At 59.6% G+C, this 16,189-nt stretch carries 22 protein-coding genes; 12 read left to right on the top strand and 10 right to left on the bottom strand.

Annotated elements, in window-relative coordinates; genetic code table 11:
- Window positions 1-10: 10 nt before the first annotated feature.
- Genes KGB25_RS08680 through KGB25_RS08670 form a run of 3 tightly spaced genes read left to right on the top strand, consistent with a single transcriptional unit; the run spans window position 11 to window position 1,979 of the window.
- Window positions 11-442, top strand: coding sequence for a hypothetical protein (locus KGB25_RS08680; protein WP_008037399.1), 432 nt, complete (start codon window positions 11-13; stop codon window positions 440-442).
- A gap of 1 nt (window position 443) precedes the next feature.
- Window positions 444-1,055 (top strand): superoxide dismutase, encoded by a 612-nt coding sequence (locus KGB25_RS08675; RefSeq protein WP_008026904.1) that lies wholly within the window; start codon window positions 444-446, stop codon window positions 1,053-1,055.
- Between the two features lie 30 nt (window positions 1,056-1,085).
- Window positions 1,086-1,979: a ZIP family metal transporter gene (locus tag KGB25_RS08670; RefSeq protein WP_223434784.1), complete on the top strand. Its 894-nt coding sequence runs from the start codon at window positions 1,086-1,088 to the stop codon at window positions 1,977-1,979.
- Between the two features lie 7 nt (window positions 1,980-1,986).
- Here the strand turns inward: KGB25_RS08670 and KGB25_RS08665 are convergent, their stop codons facing one another.
- The 10 genes from KGB25_RS08665 to KGB25_RS08620 all read right to left on the bottom strand — a co-directional run bounded on the left by KGB25_RS08665 (window position 1,987) and on the right by KGB25_RS08620 (window position 9,014).
- Window positions 1,987-2,262 (bottom strand): HPr family phosphocarrier protein, encoded by a 276-nt coding sequence (locus KGB25_RS08665; protein ID WP_008037392.1) that lies wholly within the window; start codon window positions 2,260-2,262, stop codon window positions 1,987-1,989.
- A gap of 15 nt (window positions 2,263-2,277) precedes the next feature.
- A complete protein-coding gene (gene rapZ, locus KGB25_RS08660; RefSeq protein WP_008037390.1) occupies window positions 2,278-3,135 on the bottom strand; it encodes an RNase adapter RapZ in 858 nt (285 codons plus the stop codon).
- A gap of 2 nt (window positions 3,136-3,137) precedes the next feature.
- Window positions 3,138-3,602, bottom strand: a complete 465-nt coding sequence (ptsN, locus tag KGB25_RS08655; protein WP_008026914.1) for a PTS IIA-like nitrogen regulatory protein PtsN — start codon at window positions 3,600-3,602, stop codon at window positions 3,138-3,140.
- 12 nt (window positions 3,603-3,614) lie between these two features.
- Window positions 3,615-3,923, bottom strand: a complete 309-nt coding sequence (gene hpf / locus KGB25_RS08650; protein ID WP_007941242.1) for a ribosome hibernation-promoting factor, HPF/YfiA family — start codon at window positions 3,921-3,923, stop codon at window positions 3,615-3,617.
- A 74-nt stretch (window positions 3,924-3,997) separates the two neighbouring features.
- Window positions 3,998-5,491, bottom strand: a complete 1,494-nt coding sequence (locus KGB25_RS08645; RefSeq protein WP_032828652.1) for an RNA polymerase factor sigma-54 — start codon at window positions 5,489-5,491, stop codon at window positions 3,998-4,000.
- 184 nt (window positions 5,492-5,675) lie between these two features.
- Entirely contained in the window at window positions 5,676-6,401 is a 726-nt protein-coding gene (lptB, locus tag KGB25_RS08640; protein ID WP_008026918.1) for an LPS export ABC transporter ATP-binding protein, read from the bottom strand.
- A complete protein-coding gene (gene lptA, locus KGB25_RS08635) occupies window positions 6,401-6,949 on the bottom strand; it encodes a lipopolysaccharide transport periplasmic protein LptA (RefSeq protein ID WP_008026920.1) in 549 nt (182 codons plus the stop codon). The genes lptB and lptA overlap by 1 nt, the downstream gene beginning before the upstream one ends.
- On the bottom strand, window positions 6,936-7,508 hold the full coding sequence (gene lptC, locus KGB25_RS08630; RefSeq protein WP_008026921.1) for an LPS export ABC transporter periplasmic protein LptC: 573 nt from the start codon (window positions 7,506-7,508) through the stop codon (window positions 6,936-6,938). The genes lptA and lptC overlap by 14 nt, the downstream gene beginning before the upstream one ends.
- 7 nt (window positions 7,509-7,515) lie before the next feature.
- The gene (locus tag KGB25_RS08625) at window positions 7,516-8,040 is read right to left on the bottom strand and encodes a KdsC family phosphatase (protein ID WP_008037377.1); all 525 of its coding nucleotides are present in this window, start codon (window positions 8,038-8,040) and stop codon (window positions 7,516-7,518) included.
- The gene (locus KGB25_RS08620; protein WP_008026924.1) at window positions 8,040-9,014 is read right to left on the bottom strand and encodes a KpsF/GutQ family sugar-phosphate isomerase; all 975 of its coding nucleotides are present in this window, start codon (window positions 9,012-9,014) and stop codon (window positions 8,040-8,042) included. Before KGB25_RS08620 ends, KGB25_RS08625 begins: the two co-directional genes overlap by 1 nt.
- A gap of 276 nt (window positions 9,015-9,290) precedes the next feature.
- Between KGB25_RS08620 and KGB25_RS08615 the strand changes: the two genes are divergently transcribed.
- The 9 genes from KGB25_RS08615 (at window position 9,291) to hisD (ending at window position 16,189) form a co-directional block, all read left to right on the top strand.
- A complete protein-coding gene (locus KGB25_RS08615) occupies window positions 9,291-10,100 on the top strand; it encodes an ATP-binding cassette domain-containing protein (protein ID WP_008026926.1) in 810 nt (269 codons plus the stop codon).
- Window positions 10,100-10,897: a lipid asymmetry maintenance ABC transporter permease subunit MlaE gene (gene mlaE / locus KGB25_RS08610; protein ID WP_008026928.1), complete on the top strand. Its 798-nt coding sequence runs from the start codon at window positions 10,100-10,102 to the stop codon at window positions 10,895-10,897. The genes KGB25_RS08615 and mlaE overlap by 1 nt, the downstream gene beginning before the upstream one ends.
- Window positions 10,897-11,364, top strand: a complete 468-nt coding sequence (gene mlaD, locus KGB25_RS08605; RefSeq protein WP_008026930.1) for an outer membrane lipid asymmetry maintenance protein MlaD — start codon at window positions 10,897-10,899, stop codon at window positions 11,362-11,364. The genes mlaE and mlaD overlap by 1 nt, the downstream gene beginning before the upstream one ends.
- An 11-nt stretch (window positions 11,365-11,375) precedes the next feature.
- A complete protein-coding gene (locus KGB25_RS08600) occupies window positions 11,376-12,032 on the top strand; it encodes a phospholipid-binding protein MlaC (protein WP_192417373.1) in 657 nt (218 codons plus the stop codon).
- Window positions 12,029-12,334 (top strand): lipid asymmetry maintenance protein MlaB, encoded by a 306-nt coding sequence (locus KGB25_RS08595; RefSeq protein WP_008026936.1) that lies wholly within the window; start codon window positions 12,029-12,031, stop codon window positions 12,332-12,334. The genes KGB25_RS08600 and KGB25_RS08595 overlap by 4 nt, the downstream gene beginning before the upstream one ends.
- Before the next feature lie 113 nt (window positions 12,335-12,447).
- A complete protein-coding gene (locus tag KGB25_RS08590; protein ID WP_007901566.1) occupies window positions 12,448-12,687 on the top strand; it encodes a BolA family protein in 240 nt (79 codons plus the stop codon).
- 22 nt (window positions 12,688-12,709) lie between these two features.
- Complete coding sequence (murA, locus tag KGB25_RS08585; RefSeq protein WP_008026938.1) at window positions 12,710-13,975, top strand: UDP-N-acetylglucosamine 1-carboxyvinyltransferase; 1,266 nt, start codon at window positions 12,710-12,712, stop codon at window positions 13,973-13,975.
- A gap of 127 nt (window positions 13,976-14,102) precedes the next feature.
- Entirely contained in the window at window positions 14,103-14,738 is a 636-nt protein-coding gene (gene hisG, locus KGB25_RS08580; RefSeq protein WP_008026940.1) for an ATP phosphoribosyltransferase, read from the top strand.
- Window positions 14,739-14,863: 125 nt separating this feature from the next.
- Window positions 14,864-16,189, top strand: coding sequence for a histidinol dehydrogenase (hisD, locus tag KGB25_RS08575; RefSeq protein ID WP_008026941.1), 1,326 nt, complete (start codon window positions 14,864-14,866; stop codon window positions 16,187-16,189).

The following is a 16,189-nucleotide window of genomic DNA, read 5'->3' as shown; positions in this document are numbered from 1 at the left end:
GAGGCTCACCATGGAGCACTGGAAACGCACGATCGAAAGGGCAAACCGTTGTTTCATGCTGGGCGAATACGTCGATGCCCGCGAGGCTTACTTGCAGGCATTGGCCCTGGCCCAGGTGTTGTTCGAGCGCTGGGCGGATGCCGACGAAGCGGTGGCGGCCTGCGTCATTTCCCATCACAACCTCGCGGACCTGCATTTGCGTCTGAACCAGCCGGAGGAGAGTGCCGAATACCTGTGCGCCATCCACCAGCGCTTGTTGAAGACCATGCAGGACCCGCGACTGGCGCCCGCATTGCGTGAAGCCGCACTGCGTCAGAGCAGCAAAACCTACGTCGAACTGCTGAATTTCATCAGCGAGCATGGCGAATACCCGCGCACTCATCGTTTGCTGCACGTCGATGCCGCGTCGCCCCCTGCGTCTCTACATCATGGAGTCCACTGAAATGGCTTTTAGCTTGCCTGCCTTGCCGTACGCCTACGATGCCCTGGAACCGCACATCGATGCGCAGACCATGGAAATCCACTACACCAAGCATCACCAGACTTACATCAATAACCTCAACGCGGCTGTCGAAGGCACCGAGTTCGCCGAGTGGCCGGTGGAAAAACTGGTGGCAGCAGTCCAGCAACTGCCGGAAAAGCTCCGCGCGGCGGTGATCAATCAGGGCGGCGGTCACGCCAACCACTCGCTGTTCTGGGAAGTGATGGTGCCCAACGGCGGCGGTCAGCCGGACGGTGAACTGGCCAAGGCCATCGAAGACCAGTTGGGCGGCCTCGATCGTTTCAAGGAGGCCTTCACCAAAGCCGCGCTGACCCGTTTCGGCAGTGGCTGGGCCTGGCTGAGTGTGACGCCGCAAAAGACGCTGGTCGTTGAAAGCAGCGGCAACCAGGACAGTCCCTTGATGAATGGCAATACGCCGATTCTGGGGCTGGATGTCTGGGAGCATGCCTATTACCTGCAGTATCAAAACCGCCGGCCGGAATACATCAACGCTTTTTACAACGTGATCAATTGGCCCGAAGTCGCTGCGCGCTATCAGGCTGCACTGGTTTAAGTCTTCTATAAAAACAATCCTGGGCGGGCTATGGGCACTGAAACACTGGCGATCGGAAGTGGACGAATGTTTCGTTACGCGTTTGGGTCGCTGTTACTACTGGCGGGCATGAGCCTGTTGGTTGCGCATGGGCTCGCGTGGCTGGATCTTGAGCCGAAACTGCTGCGTGCGTTGCAGGGCGGGGCCATTTGCGCCTTGGGCACAGCCTTGGGCGCGGTGCCGGTGCTGGTGATTCGACGCATGCCCCAGGCGGTCAGCGATACGCTGCTCGGCTTCGGTGCCGGGGTGATGCTCGCGGCGACGGCGTTTTCGCTGATCGTGCCAGGCATTGCCGCCGCTGAAAGCCTGGGGCTGACACCCTGGGCGGCCAGCGGTTTGATCAGTTTCGGCATCATGCTTGGCGCGTTCGGGCTGTATCTGGTGGATCGAAAGGTTTCCGGCGCTTCACCGGAAATGCTCGTCGGCACGCTGAAGCGGCCGGTCATTGCGCCACGGATCTGGTTGTTCGTGTTTGCCATCATTGCCCACAACATTCCCGAAGGCATGGCGGTCGGTGTCTCGGCGGGTGGCGGCATGCCCGACGCCGACAGCCTGGCCATGGGCATCGCCTTGCAGGATGTGCCGGAAGGATTGGTCATTGCGTTGGTGTTGGCCGGGGCAGGGATGTCGCGGGTCAAGGCGTTCCTGATCGGGGCGGCATCAGGCTTGGTCGAGCCGGTCTTCGCACTGTTGTGCGCCTGGCTGGTGAGCCTGGCCGAATTGCTGTTGCCGTTGGGCCTGGCGCTCGCGGCCGGGGCCATGTTGCTGGTGGTCACGCACGAAGTCATTCCCGAGTCGCGCCGCCATGGTCACGACAAGCTGGCCAGCCTTGGGCTGCTGATCGGGTTTTGTTTGATGATGGTGATGGATACAGCGCTCGCCTAGGCGAGCGTTATTCGCCTTCGTCGAAGTAGCGGTTGATCAAGTCTGTCAGCGCATCCAGCGCTCTTTGCTCGTCTTCGCCTTCGGTGCTGATATAGATTTTGGTGCCTTTGCCCGCAGCGAGCATCATCATTGCCATGATGCTTTTGCCGTCGACCGTTGATTCCGGCGTTCGTCCGACTCTGATCGTGCAGTCTTTGAACTCGCCGGCGACACCAACGAATTTGGCGGAAGCACGGGCATGCAGACCCAGCTTGTTGATGATTTCGATTTCCAGAGCAGGCATCGCGATGTGAATCCTTTAGCTGAGGTCGCGGTGGCGGACCTGGACGTTCTTCAGGGTTTTTTGCAGGGCCTGACCCAGACGTTCGGTCAGATAGACGGAGCGGTGATGCCCGCCGGTGCAGCCGATGGCAATGGTGACATAAGCGCGGTTGCTGGCGGCAAAGCGCGGCAGCCATTTGAGCAGGTACGTGGAAATGTCCTGGAACATCTCTTCGACGTCCGGTTGGGCGGCCAGGTACGTGGCAACCGGTTCATCAAGCCCGGACTGATCACGTAGCTCGGGTTTCCAATAGGGGTTCGGCAGGCAGCGCACGTCGAACACCAGATCGGCGTCCACCGGCATGCCGCGCTTGAATCCGAACGACTCCACCAAAAACGCAGTACCGGGTTCCGGCTGGTTCAGCAGGCGCAACTTGATGGTATCGCGCAGCTGGTACAGGTTCAGGTTGGTGGTGATGACCTTGAGATCGGCGAGGTCGGCAATCGGCCCGAGCAGGCTGGTTTCGTCGTTGATTGCCTCGGCCAGCGAGCGGTTGGCGCTGCTCAGCGGGTGACGACGGCGAGTTTCCGAAAAACGCTTCAGCAAGGTTTCTTCGTCGGCGTCCAGGTACAGGACGTCGCACTGGATATGCCGGCTGCGAACTTCTTCGAGCAGTTCCGGAAACCGGCTCAGGTGGCTCGGCAGGTTGCGCGCATCAATAGAGACGGCAACCAGCGGCTGTGGCAGTTCGGTGTGGACCAGCGCGCGTTCGGCCAGTTCCGGCAACAACCCGGCGGGCAGGTTGTCGATGCAGTAATAGCCGTTGTCCTCGAGAACATCGAGCGCGGTGCTTTTACCTGAGCCGGAACGGCCACTGACGATGATCAAGCGCATGATTAGTGCCCGTTTTGCTCGTCCAGGACAACCTGATACAAGGCTTCATTGCTCGGGGCGCTACGCAGGCGATCGCGGACTTCCTTGCGATCGAGCATGCTGGCGATCTGGCGGAGCAATTCAAGGTGCGCATCGGTAGCGGCTTCGGGGACCAGCAAGACGAACAGCAGGTCAACCGGAGCACCGTCGATGGCGTCGAAATCGATGGGGGCGTCCAGGTGCATCAAGGCGCTGATGGGCGAGGTGCAACCTTTCAGCCGGCAGTGAGGGATAGCGATGCCGTTGCCAAAACCGGTCGAGCCGAGTTTTTCACGGGCAATCAACGCCTCGAAGACATCTTGCATCTCCAGATCCGGCACTTCCCGGGCGATCAGGTTGGCAATTTGCTCGAGGGCTTTCTTTTTGCTGCCGCCCGGCACGTTCACGAGGGAACGGCCGGGGGTCAGGATGCTTTCAAGTCGGATCATGGGTTGGGAGTGTTAACGACCGGTCGCGCCCTGGAGGAGGCTCTGGGTCTTTTCCTTATGCTTTTTGAGTTGTTTATCCAGCTTGTCGGTCAATGCGTCGATCGCCGCGTACATATCGGTATGTTCCGCGTTGGCGACCACTTCATTGCCGGGAATATGCAGCGTGGCTTCGATTTTCTGCTTCAGCTTTTCGACCGTCATCGTGACCTGCACGTTGGTGATCTTGTCGAAATGCCTCTCTAACCGTTCGAGTTTTTCGCCGATGTAGGTGCGAAGAGGTTCGGTCACTTCCAGTTGGTGTCCACTGATGTTGACTTGCATACAGCTTCTCCTTCGTTGCCAGTGCATAAAGCGGTAGACCAGATGATCTACCACTGGAACGCTGTGGCGTGGCTCTACATCAACCGCTTGCGTTCGCTCGAAGGCGCGATCCCGAGGGATTCGCGGTACTTGGCGACGGTGCGGCGAGCCACCTGAATGCCTTGTGCCTCCAGTAAACCAGCGATCTTGCTGTCACTCAACGGCTTTTTCTGATTTTCCGCGGCAACCAGTTTTTTGATGATCGCGCGGATCGCCGTGGACGAGCATTCACCGCCTTCGGAGGTGCTGACGTGGCTGGAGAAAAAGTATTTCAGCTCATATATGCCCCGGGGGGTATGCATGAATTTTTGTGTGGTTACGCGGGAAATCGTCGACTCGTGCATGCCCACCGCTTCGGCGATGTCATGCAGCACCAGCGGTTTCATCGCTTCGTCGCCGTATTCCAGAAAACCACGCTGATGCTCGACGATCTGGGTGGCAACTTTCATCAGGGTTTCGTTGCGGCTTTGCAGGCTCTTGATGAACCAGCGGGCCTCTTGCAACTGATTGCGCATGAAGGTGTTGTCGGCACTGGTGTCGGCGCGGCGCACAAAACCGGCGTATTGGGCGTTGACCCGCAGCCGTGGCACCGATTCCTGGTTCAGCTCGACCAGCCAGCGCTCGTTGTCCTTGCGCACGATCACGTCGGGGACGACGTACTCGGCTTCGCTGGATTCGATCTGCGAGCCGGGGCGCGGGTTGAGGCTCTGAACCAGTTCGATCACCTGGCGCAGTTCATCTTCCTTGAGCTTCATGCGGCGCATCAGCTGGCTGTAGTCGCGGCTGCCGAGCAGGTCGATGTAATCGGTGACCAGGCGCTTGGCCTCGGCCAGCCAAGGTGTCTTGGCAGGGAGTTGGCGCAATTGCAGCAGCAGGCATTCACCCAGGTTGCGGGCGCCGATGCCGGCGGGTTCGAATTGCTGGATGCGATGCAGGACGGCTTCGATCTCGTCCAGTTCGATGTCGAGTTCCGGATCGAAGGCTTCGAGGATTTCCTCGAGGGTTTCGTCCAGGTAACCCTGATTGTTGATGCAATCGATCAGGGTCACGGCGATCAGGCGATCGGTGTCGGACATCGGCGCCAGGTTCAGTTGCCACAACAGGTGGCTTTGCAGGCTCTCACCGGCGGATGTACGGGTGGTGAAATCCCACTCGTCGTCATCGTTGCTCGGCAGGCTGCTGGCGCTGGTCTGGTAGACGTCTTCCCAGGCGGTGTCGACGGGCAGTTCGTTGGGAATGCGCTCGTTCCAGTCACCTTCCTCGAGGTTGTCCACCGTCGGGGCGGTTTCCTGATAGGAGGGTTCTGAAACGTCGGCGTTGGGTTGCTGTTCGGCTTTGTCGGCCAAGGGGTCGGCGTTATCGAAGTCGTCGCCTTCTTCCTGGCGTTCGAGCATCGGATTGGACTCCAGGGCCTCCTGGATTTCCTGTTGCAGGTCCAGGGTCGACAATTGGAGCAGGCGGATGGCCTGTTGCAGCTGCGGTGTCATCGTCAGCTGCTGGCCCATTCTCAAGACTAGCGATGGTTTCATGGCAGGGGCTAAACACCTTATTCGCCGGCGCACATGCGCCATCCACTACAGGGCGCCGAAGCGCCAAACATAAGCAAATTATATGCCCGAAACCGTAGCGTTTGCCTAGAGCGCTGTAACAATAAAAAAGTATTGATTTTTTATCGAGACAAGCGCTCGGGCAGCCAGCCAGACACCTTAGTGCTTACAGGCGGAACTCATGGCCCAGATAGACTTCTTTCACGAGGTCGTTGGCCAGGATGGTGGCCGAATCACCTTCGGCGATCAGTTGGCCATCGTTGACGATGTAGGCGGTTTCGCAGATATCCAGCGTCTCACGGACGTTGTGGTCGGTGATCAGCACGCCAATGCCCTTGGCCTTGAGGTGGTAGATGATCTGTTTGATGTCGCCCACCGAAATCGGGTCCACGCCGGCGAACGGTTCGTCGAGGAGGATGAATTTCGGGTTGGTGGCCAGTGCCCGGGCGATTTCCACGCGGCGGCGCTCGCCACCGGACAGGCTCATGCCGAGGCTGTCGCGGATGTGGCTGATGTGGAATTCCTGCAGCAGGCTTTCCAGTTCCTTGCGGCGATCGGCCTTGTCGAGTTCCTTGCGGGTCTCAAGGATCGCCATGATGTTGTCGGCGACCGAGAGTTTGCGGAAGATCGACGCTTCTTGCGGAAGATAGCCGATACCGGCCTTCGCACGACCGTGCATCGGCTGGTGGCTGACGTCCAGATCATCGATCAGTACGCGACCCTGATCCGCCTGAACCAGGCCGACAATCATGTAGAAACAGGTGGTTTTACCGGCGCCGTTAGGGCCAAGCAGGCCGACGATCTGACCGCTGTCGATAGACAGGCTGACGTCGCGCACGACCTGACGGCTCTTGTAGCTCTTGGCCAAATGCTGAGCTTTCAGAGTTGCCATTACGGGGCCTTTTGCTCGTCGGTTTTCTTTTTCGGCTGGATAACCATGTCGATACGCGGACGCGACTCGGTCACATTGGTGCCCGTGGCACGGCCTGCGCTGGCAAGCTTTTTGTTGGTGTCGTAGACGATTTTCTCGCCTTGGGTGACGTTACCGTCCTTATCGACAACTTTGGCGCGATCGATCAGCACAACGCGGTCTTGCGAGGCGTGGTACTGGATGGTGACGCCCCAGCCCTGAACCGGCTTGGTGTCGCCCGCCGTTTGCAGCTGTTCGAAATAGGCAAGGTTGCCCACCGAAGTCACCACGTCGATGTCGCCCGCAGGGGTGCGGGTCATGGTCACAGTATTGCCTTTAACGATCATCGAACCTTGGGTGATGATCACGTCACCTTTATAGGTGGCAATACCGTTCTTGTCGTCCAGTTGGGCGTCGTCGGCCTGGATGCGGATCGGCTGCTGTTGATCGTTCGGCAGAGCCCAGGCGCTCACGCTTCCCAGTGCTGCGCTCAGACCGAGCAAAATAGGGAGAGTTTTAACGAGCCTCATACTGTCCTCTTACGTTCGATAGCAGGTGTATCCTGCTTTCTTTCAAATACGCTTTCATTCCCTTGCCAGTCGATACACCGCCAGCGCCGTCGATTCTAACGGGTTGCTCGGTCTGCGCATATTGCTGTTGCGGGAACACGGTCATACGGGTGGTGGTAATCAGGGTCTTGCGGTTTTTCTCGTCGAAACGCGTGATGCGCACCGAGTCGATCAGTTCGACCTGGGTGCCGTCCGGGTTGACCTCGCCGTGTTCGCTCTGGACATGCCAAGGGAACTGGGTGCCGCGGAACAGGTTCAGGTCCGGGTTGGTCAGCAGCGTCACTTCGGTCGCCTTCAGGTGTTCAACCTTGTCGGACGTCATTTCGTATTGCAGTTTGCCATCCGGCAGGAACTGGACGCTGTGCGCGTTGATCGCGTAGTAGTCGATTTCGCTTTCATCGACCTTTGCCACAGGCTTGTCGAGGAAGCGCTCCGGGCTGATGTTCCAGTAGCCGACCGCAGCAAATATCGCTGCGATGCAACCGAACATCAGGATGTTGCGAAATTTCTTGCTCAGCATAGTTGGCTCACAGGTACGCGGCGTTGGCCGCATCGAGGCGGCCCTGGGCGCGCAGGATCAATTCGCAGAATTCGCGAGCGGCACCCTCGCCACCACGGGCCTGGGTGATGCCGTGGGCGTGTTCACGCACGAAGCTGGCGGCATTGGCCACCGCCATGCCCAGGCCAACGCGGCGGATCACCGGCAGGTCTGGCAGGTCGTCGCCGAGGTAGGCGACTTGTTCATAGCTTAGATTGAGCTGTGCGAGAAGCTCGTCAAGCACCACCAGTTTATCTTCACGGCCCTGATAAAGGTGGGGAATACCGAGGTTCTTCGCCCGTCGCTCGACCACCGGGGTCTTGCGGCCGCTGATGATAGCCGTCTGCACGCCCGCTGCCATCAACATCTTGATGCCCTGGCCGTCGAGCGTATTGAATGTCTTGAATTCGCTGCCGTCTTCAAGGAAGTACAGGCGTCCGTCGGTCAGGACGCCGTCGACGTCGAATACCGCCAGTTTGATCTGTTTGCCGCGTTGCAGCAGGTCCGTGCTCATTACATTACTCCCGCACGCAGCAAATCGTGCATGTTCAAGGCGCCGACCGGGCGGTCTTCGCTATCGACCACGACCAGCGCGTTGATTTTATGGTCTTCCATGATTTTCAGGGCCTCGGCCGCGAGCATCTCGGCGCGGGCGGTCTTGCCGTGAGCGGTCATGACCTGGTCGATCGTCGCGCTGTGGATGTCGATGCTGCGATCCAGGGTGCGGCGCAAATCGCCGTCGGTGAAGATCCCGGCGAGTTTGCCGTCGGCTTCCAGGATCACGGTCATGCCCAGACCCTTTCGGGTCATTTCCATCAGCGCGTCCTTGAGCAAGGTGCCGCGCTGGACTTGCGGCAGCTCCTGCCCGGCGTGCATGACGTTTTCCACTTTCAACAGCAGGCGTCGGCCCAGCGCGCCACCCGGGTGGGAAAAGGCGAAGTCTTCAGCAGTAAAGCCGCGGGCTTCCAGCAGCGCAACGGCCAGGGCGTCGCCCATGACCAGCGCCGCGGTGGTCGACGATGTCGGCGCCAGGTTCAGCGGGCAGGCTTCATGCTCGACGTGCACGTTGAGGTTGACCTCGGCAGCCTTGGCCAGCGGTGAGTCGGGGTTGCCGGTCACGCTGATCAGTTTGATGCCCAGGCGCTTGATCAGCGGCAGCAGGGTCACGATTTCGTTGGTGGAACCGGAGTTCGACAGGGCCAGGATGATGTCGTCGCGGGTGATCATGCCCATGTCGCCGTGACTGGCTTCGGCCGGGTGCACGAAAAACGCCGTGGTGCCGGTGCTGGCCAGGGTGGCCGCGATCTTGTTGCCGATGTGCCCTGATTTGCCCATGCCGACCACGACTACGCGGCCTTTGCTGGCCAGAATCATCTCGCAAGCGCGTACGAAATCTGCGTCGATGTGGGGCAGCAAGCCTTCTACGGCTTCCAGTTCGAGGCGGATGGTGCGTTGTGCTGATTGAATCAGGTCGCTGGATTGGCTCATGTCAGAAATCGTATAGCCTGATGAAAAGGCGGCGATTATAGCGGTAATGATCGAAACCCTCACGCAAGTTCGTCGCGCTTTGTCATTCCCTGTTACCGAAACCCTCCGAGTGAAAGCTTTTTGCCTGTCATGTTGCTGAACATGGCCCGGCTTGGCGCTTGGGCGCTTGGCCTTTGCAGTGATATAGTTCGCCGCCAGTTCGGCCTGCCCGGGAGGTATGTGCTTTCGTCAGAAAGTCAGGCGTCCGAGTGAGAGGCTGCATCGCAAGGAGTTTAGATGAGTGCCGATAACGCCTACGCGGTCGAGCTGAAGGGACTGACCTTCAAGCGCGGTTCGCGCAGCATTTTCAATAACGTCGATATCCGTATTCCACGCGGCAAGGTCACCGGCATCATGGGGCCTTCCGGGTGTGGCAAGACCACATTGCTGCGTTTGATGGGCGCACAGCTGCGTCCCACCAAGGGCGAAGTCTGGGTCAACGGTCAAAACCTGCCGAAGCTGTCGCGCAGCGATTTGTTCGACGCTCGCAAGCACATGGGCGTGCTGTTTCAGAGCGGCGCACTGTTTACCGATCTCGATGTGTTCGAGAACGTCGCCTTTCCGCTTCGCGTTCATACCGAGCTTCCGGAAGAAATGATCCGGGACATCGTCCTGCTCAAATTGCAGGCCGTGGGCCTGCGTGGTGCCATCGACCTGATGCCCGAGGAACTGTCCGGCGGCATGAAGCGTCGTGTGGCGCTGGCCCGGGCAATTGCTCTCGATCCGCAGATTCTCATGTATGACGAACCCTTCGTCGGTCAGGACCCGATCGCCATGGGCGTCCTGGTGCGCCTGATCCGCCTGCTCAACGACGCGCTGGGCATCACCAGCATCGTGGTCTCCCACGATCTGGCCGAGACAGCGAGCATCGCCGACTACATCTATGTGGTCGGCGAAGGCCAGGTGTTGGGGCAGGGCACGCCCGAGGAGCTGATGAACTCGCAGGAGCCGCGAATTCGCCAATTCATGACCGGCGAACCCGACGGCCCGGTGGCATACCACTTTCCAGCGACGGATTACCGCGCAGATCTTCTGGGGAAGCGTTGATGCGCAAGATTTCACTATTGGAGCGCGTGCGCCGGTTCGGCCACTCCGGCATCGATGTGCTGGCGGTGTTCGGCCGTTCGACGATCTTCCTGTTTCATGCCTTGCTCGGCCGTGGCGGTATCGGCGGCGGGTTCGGGCTGCTGATCAAGCAATTGCATTCGGTGGGCGTAATGTCCCTGGTGATCATCGTGGTCTCCGGGGTGTTCATCGGCATGGTGCTGGCACTGCAGGGGTTCAACATCCTGTCCAGCTATGGTTCGGAGCAGGCGGTCGGGCAGATGGTTGCGCTGACGTTGCTGCGTGAACTGGGCCCCGTGGTCACGGCGTTGTTGTTCGCCGGGCGCGCCGGTTCGGCCCTGACGGCTGAAATCGGCAACATGAAGTCCACCGAGCAGTTGTCCAGTCTGGAAATGATTGGTGTCGACCCGCTCAAGTACATCATTGCCCCGCGCCTGTGGGCCGGCTTCATTTCCCTGCCGGTGCTGGCGATGATTTTCAGCGTGGTGGGTATCTGGGGCGGTTCGTGGGTGGCCGTCGACTGGCTGGGTGTCTATGAAGGTTCCTACTGGTCGAACATGCAAAACAGCGTGACCTTTGCCGACGATGTGCTGAACGGCATCATCAAAAGCATTGTCTTCGCTTTTGTCGTGACCTGGATCGCCGTATTCCAAGGCTATGACTGCGAGCCCACATCCGAGGGGATCAGTCGTGCCACTACCAAGACCGTTGTATACGCCTCGTTGGCGGTACTCGGCCTGGACTTTATTCTGACCGCCTTGATGTTTGGAGATTTCTGATGCAAAACCGCACCCTGGAAATCGGTGTCGGCCTTTTCTTGCTGGCTGGCATCCTGGCTTTGCTGTTGCTGGCGTTGCGGGTGAGTGGCCTGTCCCCGAGCGCAACCAACGATACTTATAAACTTTATGCGTATTTCGACAATATCGCCGGTTTGACGGTCAGAGCTAAAGTGACCATGGCCGGTGTGACCATCGGCAAGGTCACGGCGATCGATCTGGACCGCGACAGTTTCACCGGTCGAGTGACGATGCAGCTGGAAAAGCGCGTAGATAACCTGCCGAATGACTCCACTGCATCTATCCTGACTGCTGGCCTGTTGGGCGAGAAGTACATCGGTATCAGCGTGGGCGGCGAAGAAGCCCTGCTCAAGGATGGTGGAACCATCCATGACACCCAGTCGTCGCTGGTGCTCGAGGACCTGATCGGTAAATTCCTGCTCAATACCGTTAGCAAAGACGCCAAATGAGGAGCTTTTGAATGATCTCTACCTTGCGACGTGGCCTGTTGGTATTACTCGCGGCCCTGCCGTTGATGGCTAACGCCGTGGCGGCGCCTTCCGCGCACGAACTGGTACAAGACACCACGACCCGGTTGCTGGCGGATCTGTCGGCCAACAAAGAGAAGTACAAACAGGACCCGCAGGACTTTTACACGGCGCTGAACACCATCGTCGGGCCTGTGGTAGATGCCGAGGGCATCTCCAAGAGCATCATGACGGTCAAATATTCGCGCAAGGCCACGCCGGCGCAAATGAAGACCTTTGAAGAAAACTTCAAGAAAGGCCTGTTCCAGTTCTATGGCAACGCCTTGCTCGAGTACAACAACCAGGGCATCGTCGTCGACCCTGCCAAGGATGAGTCGGGAGACCGCACCAGCGTTGGCATGACGGTCAAAGGCAGCAACGGCGCGATCTATCCCGTGTCTTACACGCTCGAGAAGATCAACGGCGAGTGGAAGCTGCGTAACGTGATCATCAATGGCATCAACATTGGCAAGCTGTTCCGCGATCAGTTCGCCGATGCGATGCAGCGCAATGGCAACGACCTGGACAAGACCATCAATGGTTGGGCCGGTGAAGTCGCCAAGGCCAAGGAAGCCAGCCAGAAGCAATCCACCGAGCAGCAGACCCAATGAGTGTATCGGCCATTCGCATGAATGAATCCGGTGAGCTGATGCTCAGCGGCATGCTGGACTACCTCACCGGTCCGGGCCTGCGCAAGCAGGGCCAGGCGCTGATCAAGGCCAGCAAGGCGACCGCACTGGTGGTGGACTGTTCGGCGGTGTTGAAATCCAGCAGCGTCGGCTTGTCGTTGCTGCTGTGTTTCATGCGGGATGCGCACGAGGCCGGCAAGTCGCTGAGCATCCGCGCGATGCCCGAAGACATGCGCGAAATCGCTCAGGTCAGCGAAATGACCGAGCTGTTGGCGCATCCCTAACCGCATCGACAGAGAAGCCCCCCGTCAGAGTCCTGCTTCGCGGGGTTCGCAGGCGCGGGGCTTTTTTGTATGATGTCCGACCCGCGCGCACAGGGCGCCGATTGAGGTTGAGCATGCAGGCCGTAGAAGTGAAGAGCTTCCTTGAAGGAAAGCTGCCAAACACCAAGGTGGAAGTTGAAGGCGAAGGCTGCAATTTCCAGCTGAATGTGATTAGCGATGAACTGGCGGCGTTGAGCCCGGTGAAGCGTCAGCAGCAGGTCTATGCCCATTTGAACCCATGGATCACCGATGGCAGCATCCATGCGGTCACTATGAAATTTTTCAGCAGCGCGGCCTGGGCCGAGCGCACCTGAGCCCAAGGGCGTCGAGATTCTTATGGATAAATTGATTATTACCGGTGGCGCTCGTCTTGATGGCGAGATCCGCATTTCCGGGGCAAAGAACTCTGCCCTGCCGATCCTGGCTGCAACTTTGCTGTGCGATGGCCCGGTTACCGTTGCCAACCTGCCGCACCTGCACGACATCACCACCATGATCGAGCTGTTCGGTCGCATGGGCATCGAGCCGGTGATCGACGAGAAACTCAGCGTCGAAATCGACCCGCGTACCATCAAGACCCTGATCGCTCCGTACGAACTGGTGAAAACCATGCGTGCGTCGATCCTGGTACTGGGCCCGATGGTTGCCCGTTTCGGTGAAGCCGAAGTCGCACTGCCTGGCGGTTGCGCCATCGGTTCGCGTCCGGTGGACCTGCACATCCGTGGTCTTGAAGCCATGGGCGCGGTCATCGATGTCGAAGGCGGCTACATCAAGGCCAAGGCGCCTGAAGGCGGCCTGCGTGGCGCGCACTTCTTCTTCGACACCGTCAGTGTGACCGGTACCGAAAACATCATGATGGCCGCTGCCCTGGCCAAGGGCCGCAGCGTGCTGGCCAACGCCGCGCGCGAGCCTGAAGTGGTCGACCTGGCGAACTTCCTGATCGCCATGGGCGCCAAGATCTCTGGCGCCGGCACCGACACCATCACCATCGATGGCGTCGAGCGTCTGCACACCACCACTTACAAAGTGATGCCGGACCGTATCGAAACCGGTACCTACCTGGTTGCCGCCGCCGTGACCGGCGGTCGTGTGAAGGTCAAGGACACCGATCCGACCATCCTCGAAGCCGTCCTGGAAAAACTCCGTGAGTCGGGTGCCGAAATCAACTGCGGCGAAGACTGGATCGAGCTGAACATGCACGGCAAGCGGCCAAAAGCCGTCAACGTGCGCACTGCTCCATACCCGGCGTTCCCGACTGACATGCAGGCGCAGTTCATCTCGCTCAACGCCATTGCCGAAGGCACCGGTGCCGTGATCGAGACGATCTTCGAAAACCGCTTCATGCACGTTTACGAACTGCACCGCATGGGCGCCAAGATCCAGGTCGAAGGCAACACCGCCATTGTCACCGGTACCGAGAAGCTGAAAGGCGCGCCAGTCATGGCCACCGACCTGCGTGCTTCGGCCAGCCTGGTGATCTCGGCGCTGATCGCTGAAGGCGACACCCTGATCGACCGCATCTACCACATCGACCGTGGTTACGAGTGCATCGAAGAGAAACTGCAGATGCTCGGCGCCAAGATCCGCCGCGTACCGGGCTAGTTTTTTGCTGCATGGGCATAAGGATGTGCCCGTTGAATTCGTTTCAAGTCGAGGGTACTTCACCCACGATGTGTGTCCGGCGCCGTTTGTGATCGGGCACGTACCTTGATAAGGACTGACGTTTCCCATGTTGACCATCGCACTGTCCAAGGGCCGCATCCTTGACGACACCCTGCCGCTTCTGGCTGAAGCGGGCATCGTGCCGACCGAGAATCCGGACAAGAGCCGCAAGCTGATCATCCCCACGACCCAGGAAGATGTACGCCTGCTGATCGTGCGCGCCACCGATGTGCCGACCTATGTCGAGCATGGTGCCGCTGACCTGGGCGTCGCCGGTAAAGATGTGTTGATGGAATATGGCGGCCAGGGCTTGTACGAGCCACTGGACCTGCGCATCGCCCTCTGCAAGCTGATGACCGCTGGCCGTGTCGGCGACGTCGAGCCCAAGGGCCGTTTGCGGGTGGCGACCAAGTTCGTCAACGTTGCCAAGCGTTACTACGCCGAACAGGGTCGTCAGGTCGACATCATCAAGCTGTACGGCTCGATGGAACTGGCGCCGCTGATCGGTCTGGCGGACAAGATCATCGACGTGGTCGACACCGGTAACACCCTGCGTGCCAATGGCCTGGAACCTCAGGATTTCATTGCCGACATCAGCTCCCGGCTGATCGTCAACAAAGCTTCGATGAAAATGCAGCACGCCCGTATCCAGGCGTTGATCGACACCCTGCGCAAGGCAGTGGAGTCTCGACACCGCGGCTGATTCACCTGCGCGACCTTGAGTCGCGCCCGTCTATCCGCCTCATAGCCAGAATCTCAGGTGCCCAAGCGGAAACGACTGCTAAGTTAGGGCGCCTGAGTTTTTGCCATTCCTATGAGGCTCTCGCTATGACCGCACCGACTGCAATTCGCCGACTCAACGCTGCTGACCCGGATTTCGCACATCATCTGGATCATCTGCTGAGCTGGGAAAGTGTGTCTGACGACTCGGTCAATCAGCGGGTGCTGGACATCATCAAGGCCGTGCGCGAGCGTGGCGATGCGGCGCTGGTGGAATTCACCCAGAAGTTCGACGGCCTGGAAGTCGCCTCGATGGCCGACCTGATCCTGCCGCGCGAGCGCCTGGAACTGGCCCTGACCCGAATCACCGTGCCGCAGCGTGAAGCACTGGAAAAAGCCGCGGCCCGCGTGCGCAGCTACCACGAAAAGCAGAAACAGGATTCCTGGAGCTATACCGAGGCCGATGGCACCGTGCTGGGCCAGAAGGTCACGCCGCTGGATCGCGCCGGTCTTTATGTCCCGGGCGGCAAAGCGTCGTACCCGTCGTCCGTACTGATGAATGCGATCCCGGCCAAAGTGGCGGGCGTGACCGAAGTGGTCATGGTGGTGCCGACACCGCGCGGTGAAATCAACGAACTGGTATTGGCCGCAGCGTGCATCGCTGGCGTCGATCGTGTGTTCACCATCGGTGGCGCCCAAGCCGTTGCCGCGTTGGCTTATGGCACCGAAAGCGTGCCGAAGGTCGACAAGGTGGTCGGCCCGGGCAATATCTATGTCGCCACCGCCAAGCGTCACGTGTTCGGCCAGGTCGGCATTGACATGATCGCCGGCCCGTCGGAAATCCTCGTTGTGTGCGACGGCCAGACCGATCCGGACTGGATCGCCATGGACCTGTTCTCCCAGGCCGAGCACGACGAAGACGCCCAGGCGATTCTGGTCAGCCCGGACGCCGGGTTCCTCGACAAGGTCGCCGCCAGCATCGCCAAACTGCTGCCGACCATGGAACGCGCCGAGATCATCGAAACCTCGATCAATGGTCGTGGGGCGCTGATCCAGGTTCGCGATATGGAACAAGCCATCGAAGTGGCCAACCGCATCGCACCGGAGCACCTGGAGTTGTCGGTCGCCGATCCACAAGCGTGGTTGCCGCAGATCCGTCACGCCGGCGCAATCTTCATGGGCCGTCACACCTCCGAAGCCTTGGGCGACTACTGCGCCGGCCCGAACCACGTGCTGCCGACCTCCGGCACTGCTCGTTTCTCGTCGCCGCTGGGCGTGTACGACTTCCAGAAACGCTCGTCGATCATCTTCTGCTCCGAGCAGGGTGCGTCGGAACTGGGCAAGACCGCTTCCGTGCTGGCCCGTGGCGAGTCGCTGACCGCCCACGCCCGCAGCGCCGAATACCGCATCATCGACGACAAACAGGGGAACTGA

This window comes from Pseudomonas sp. BF-RE-21, from assembly GCF_019947305.1.
GTDB lineage: Bacteria > Pseudomonadota > Gammaproteobacteria > Pseudomonadales > Pseudomonadaceae > Aquipseudomonas > Aquipseudomonas migulae.
The sequence above is the reverse complement of the archived record's forward strand: the minus strand, read 5'-3'. Positions and strand labels throughout refer to the sequence as shown.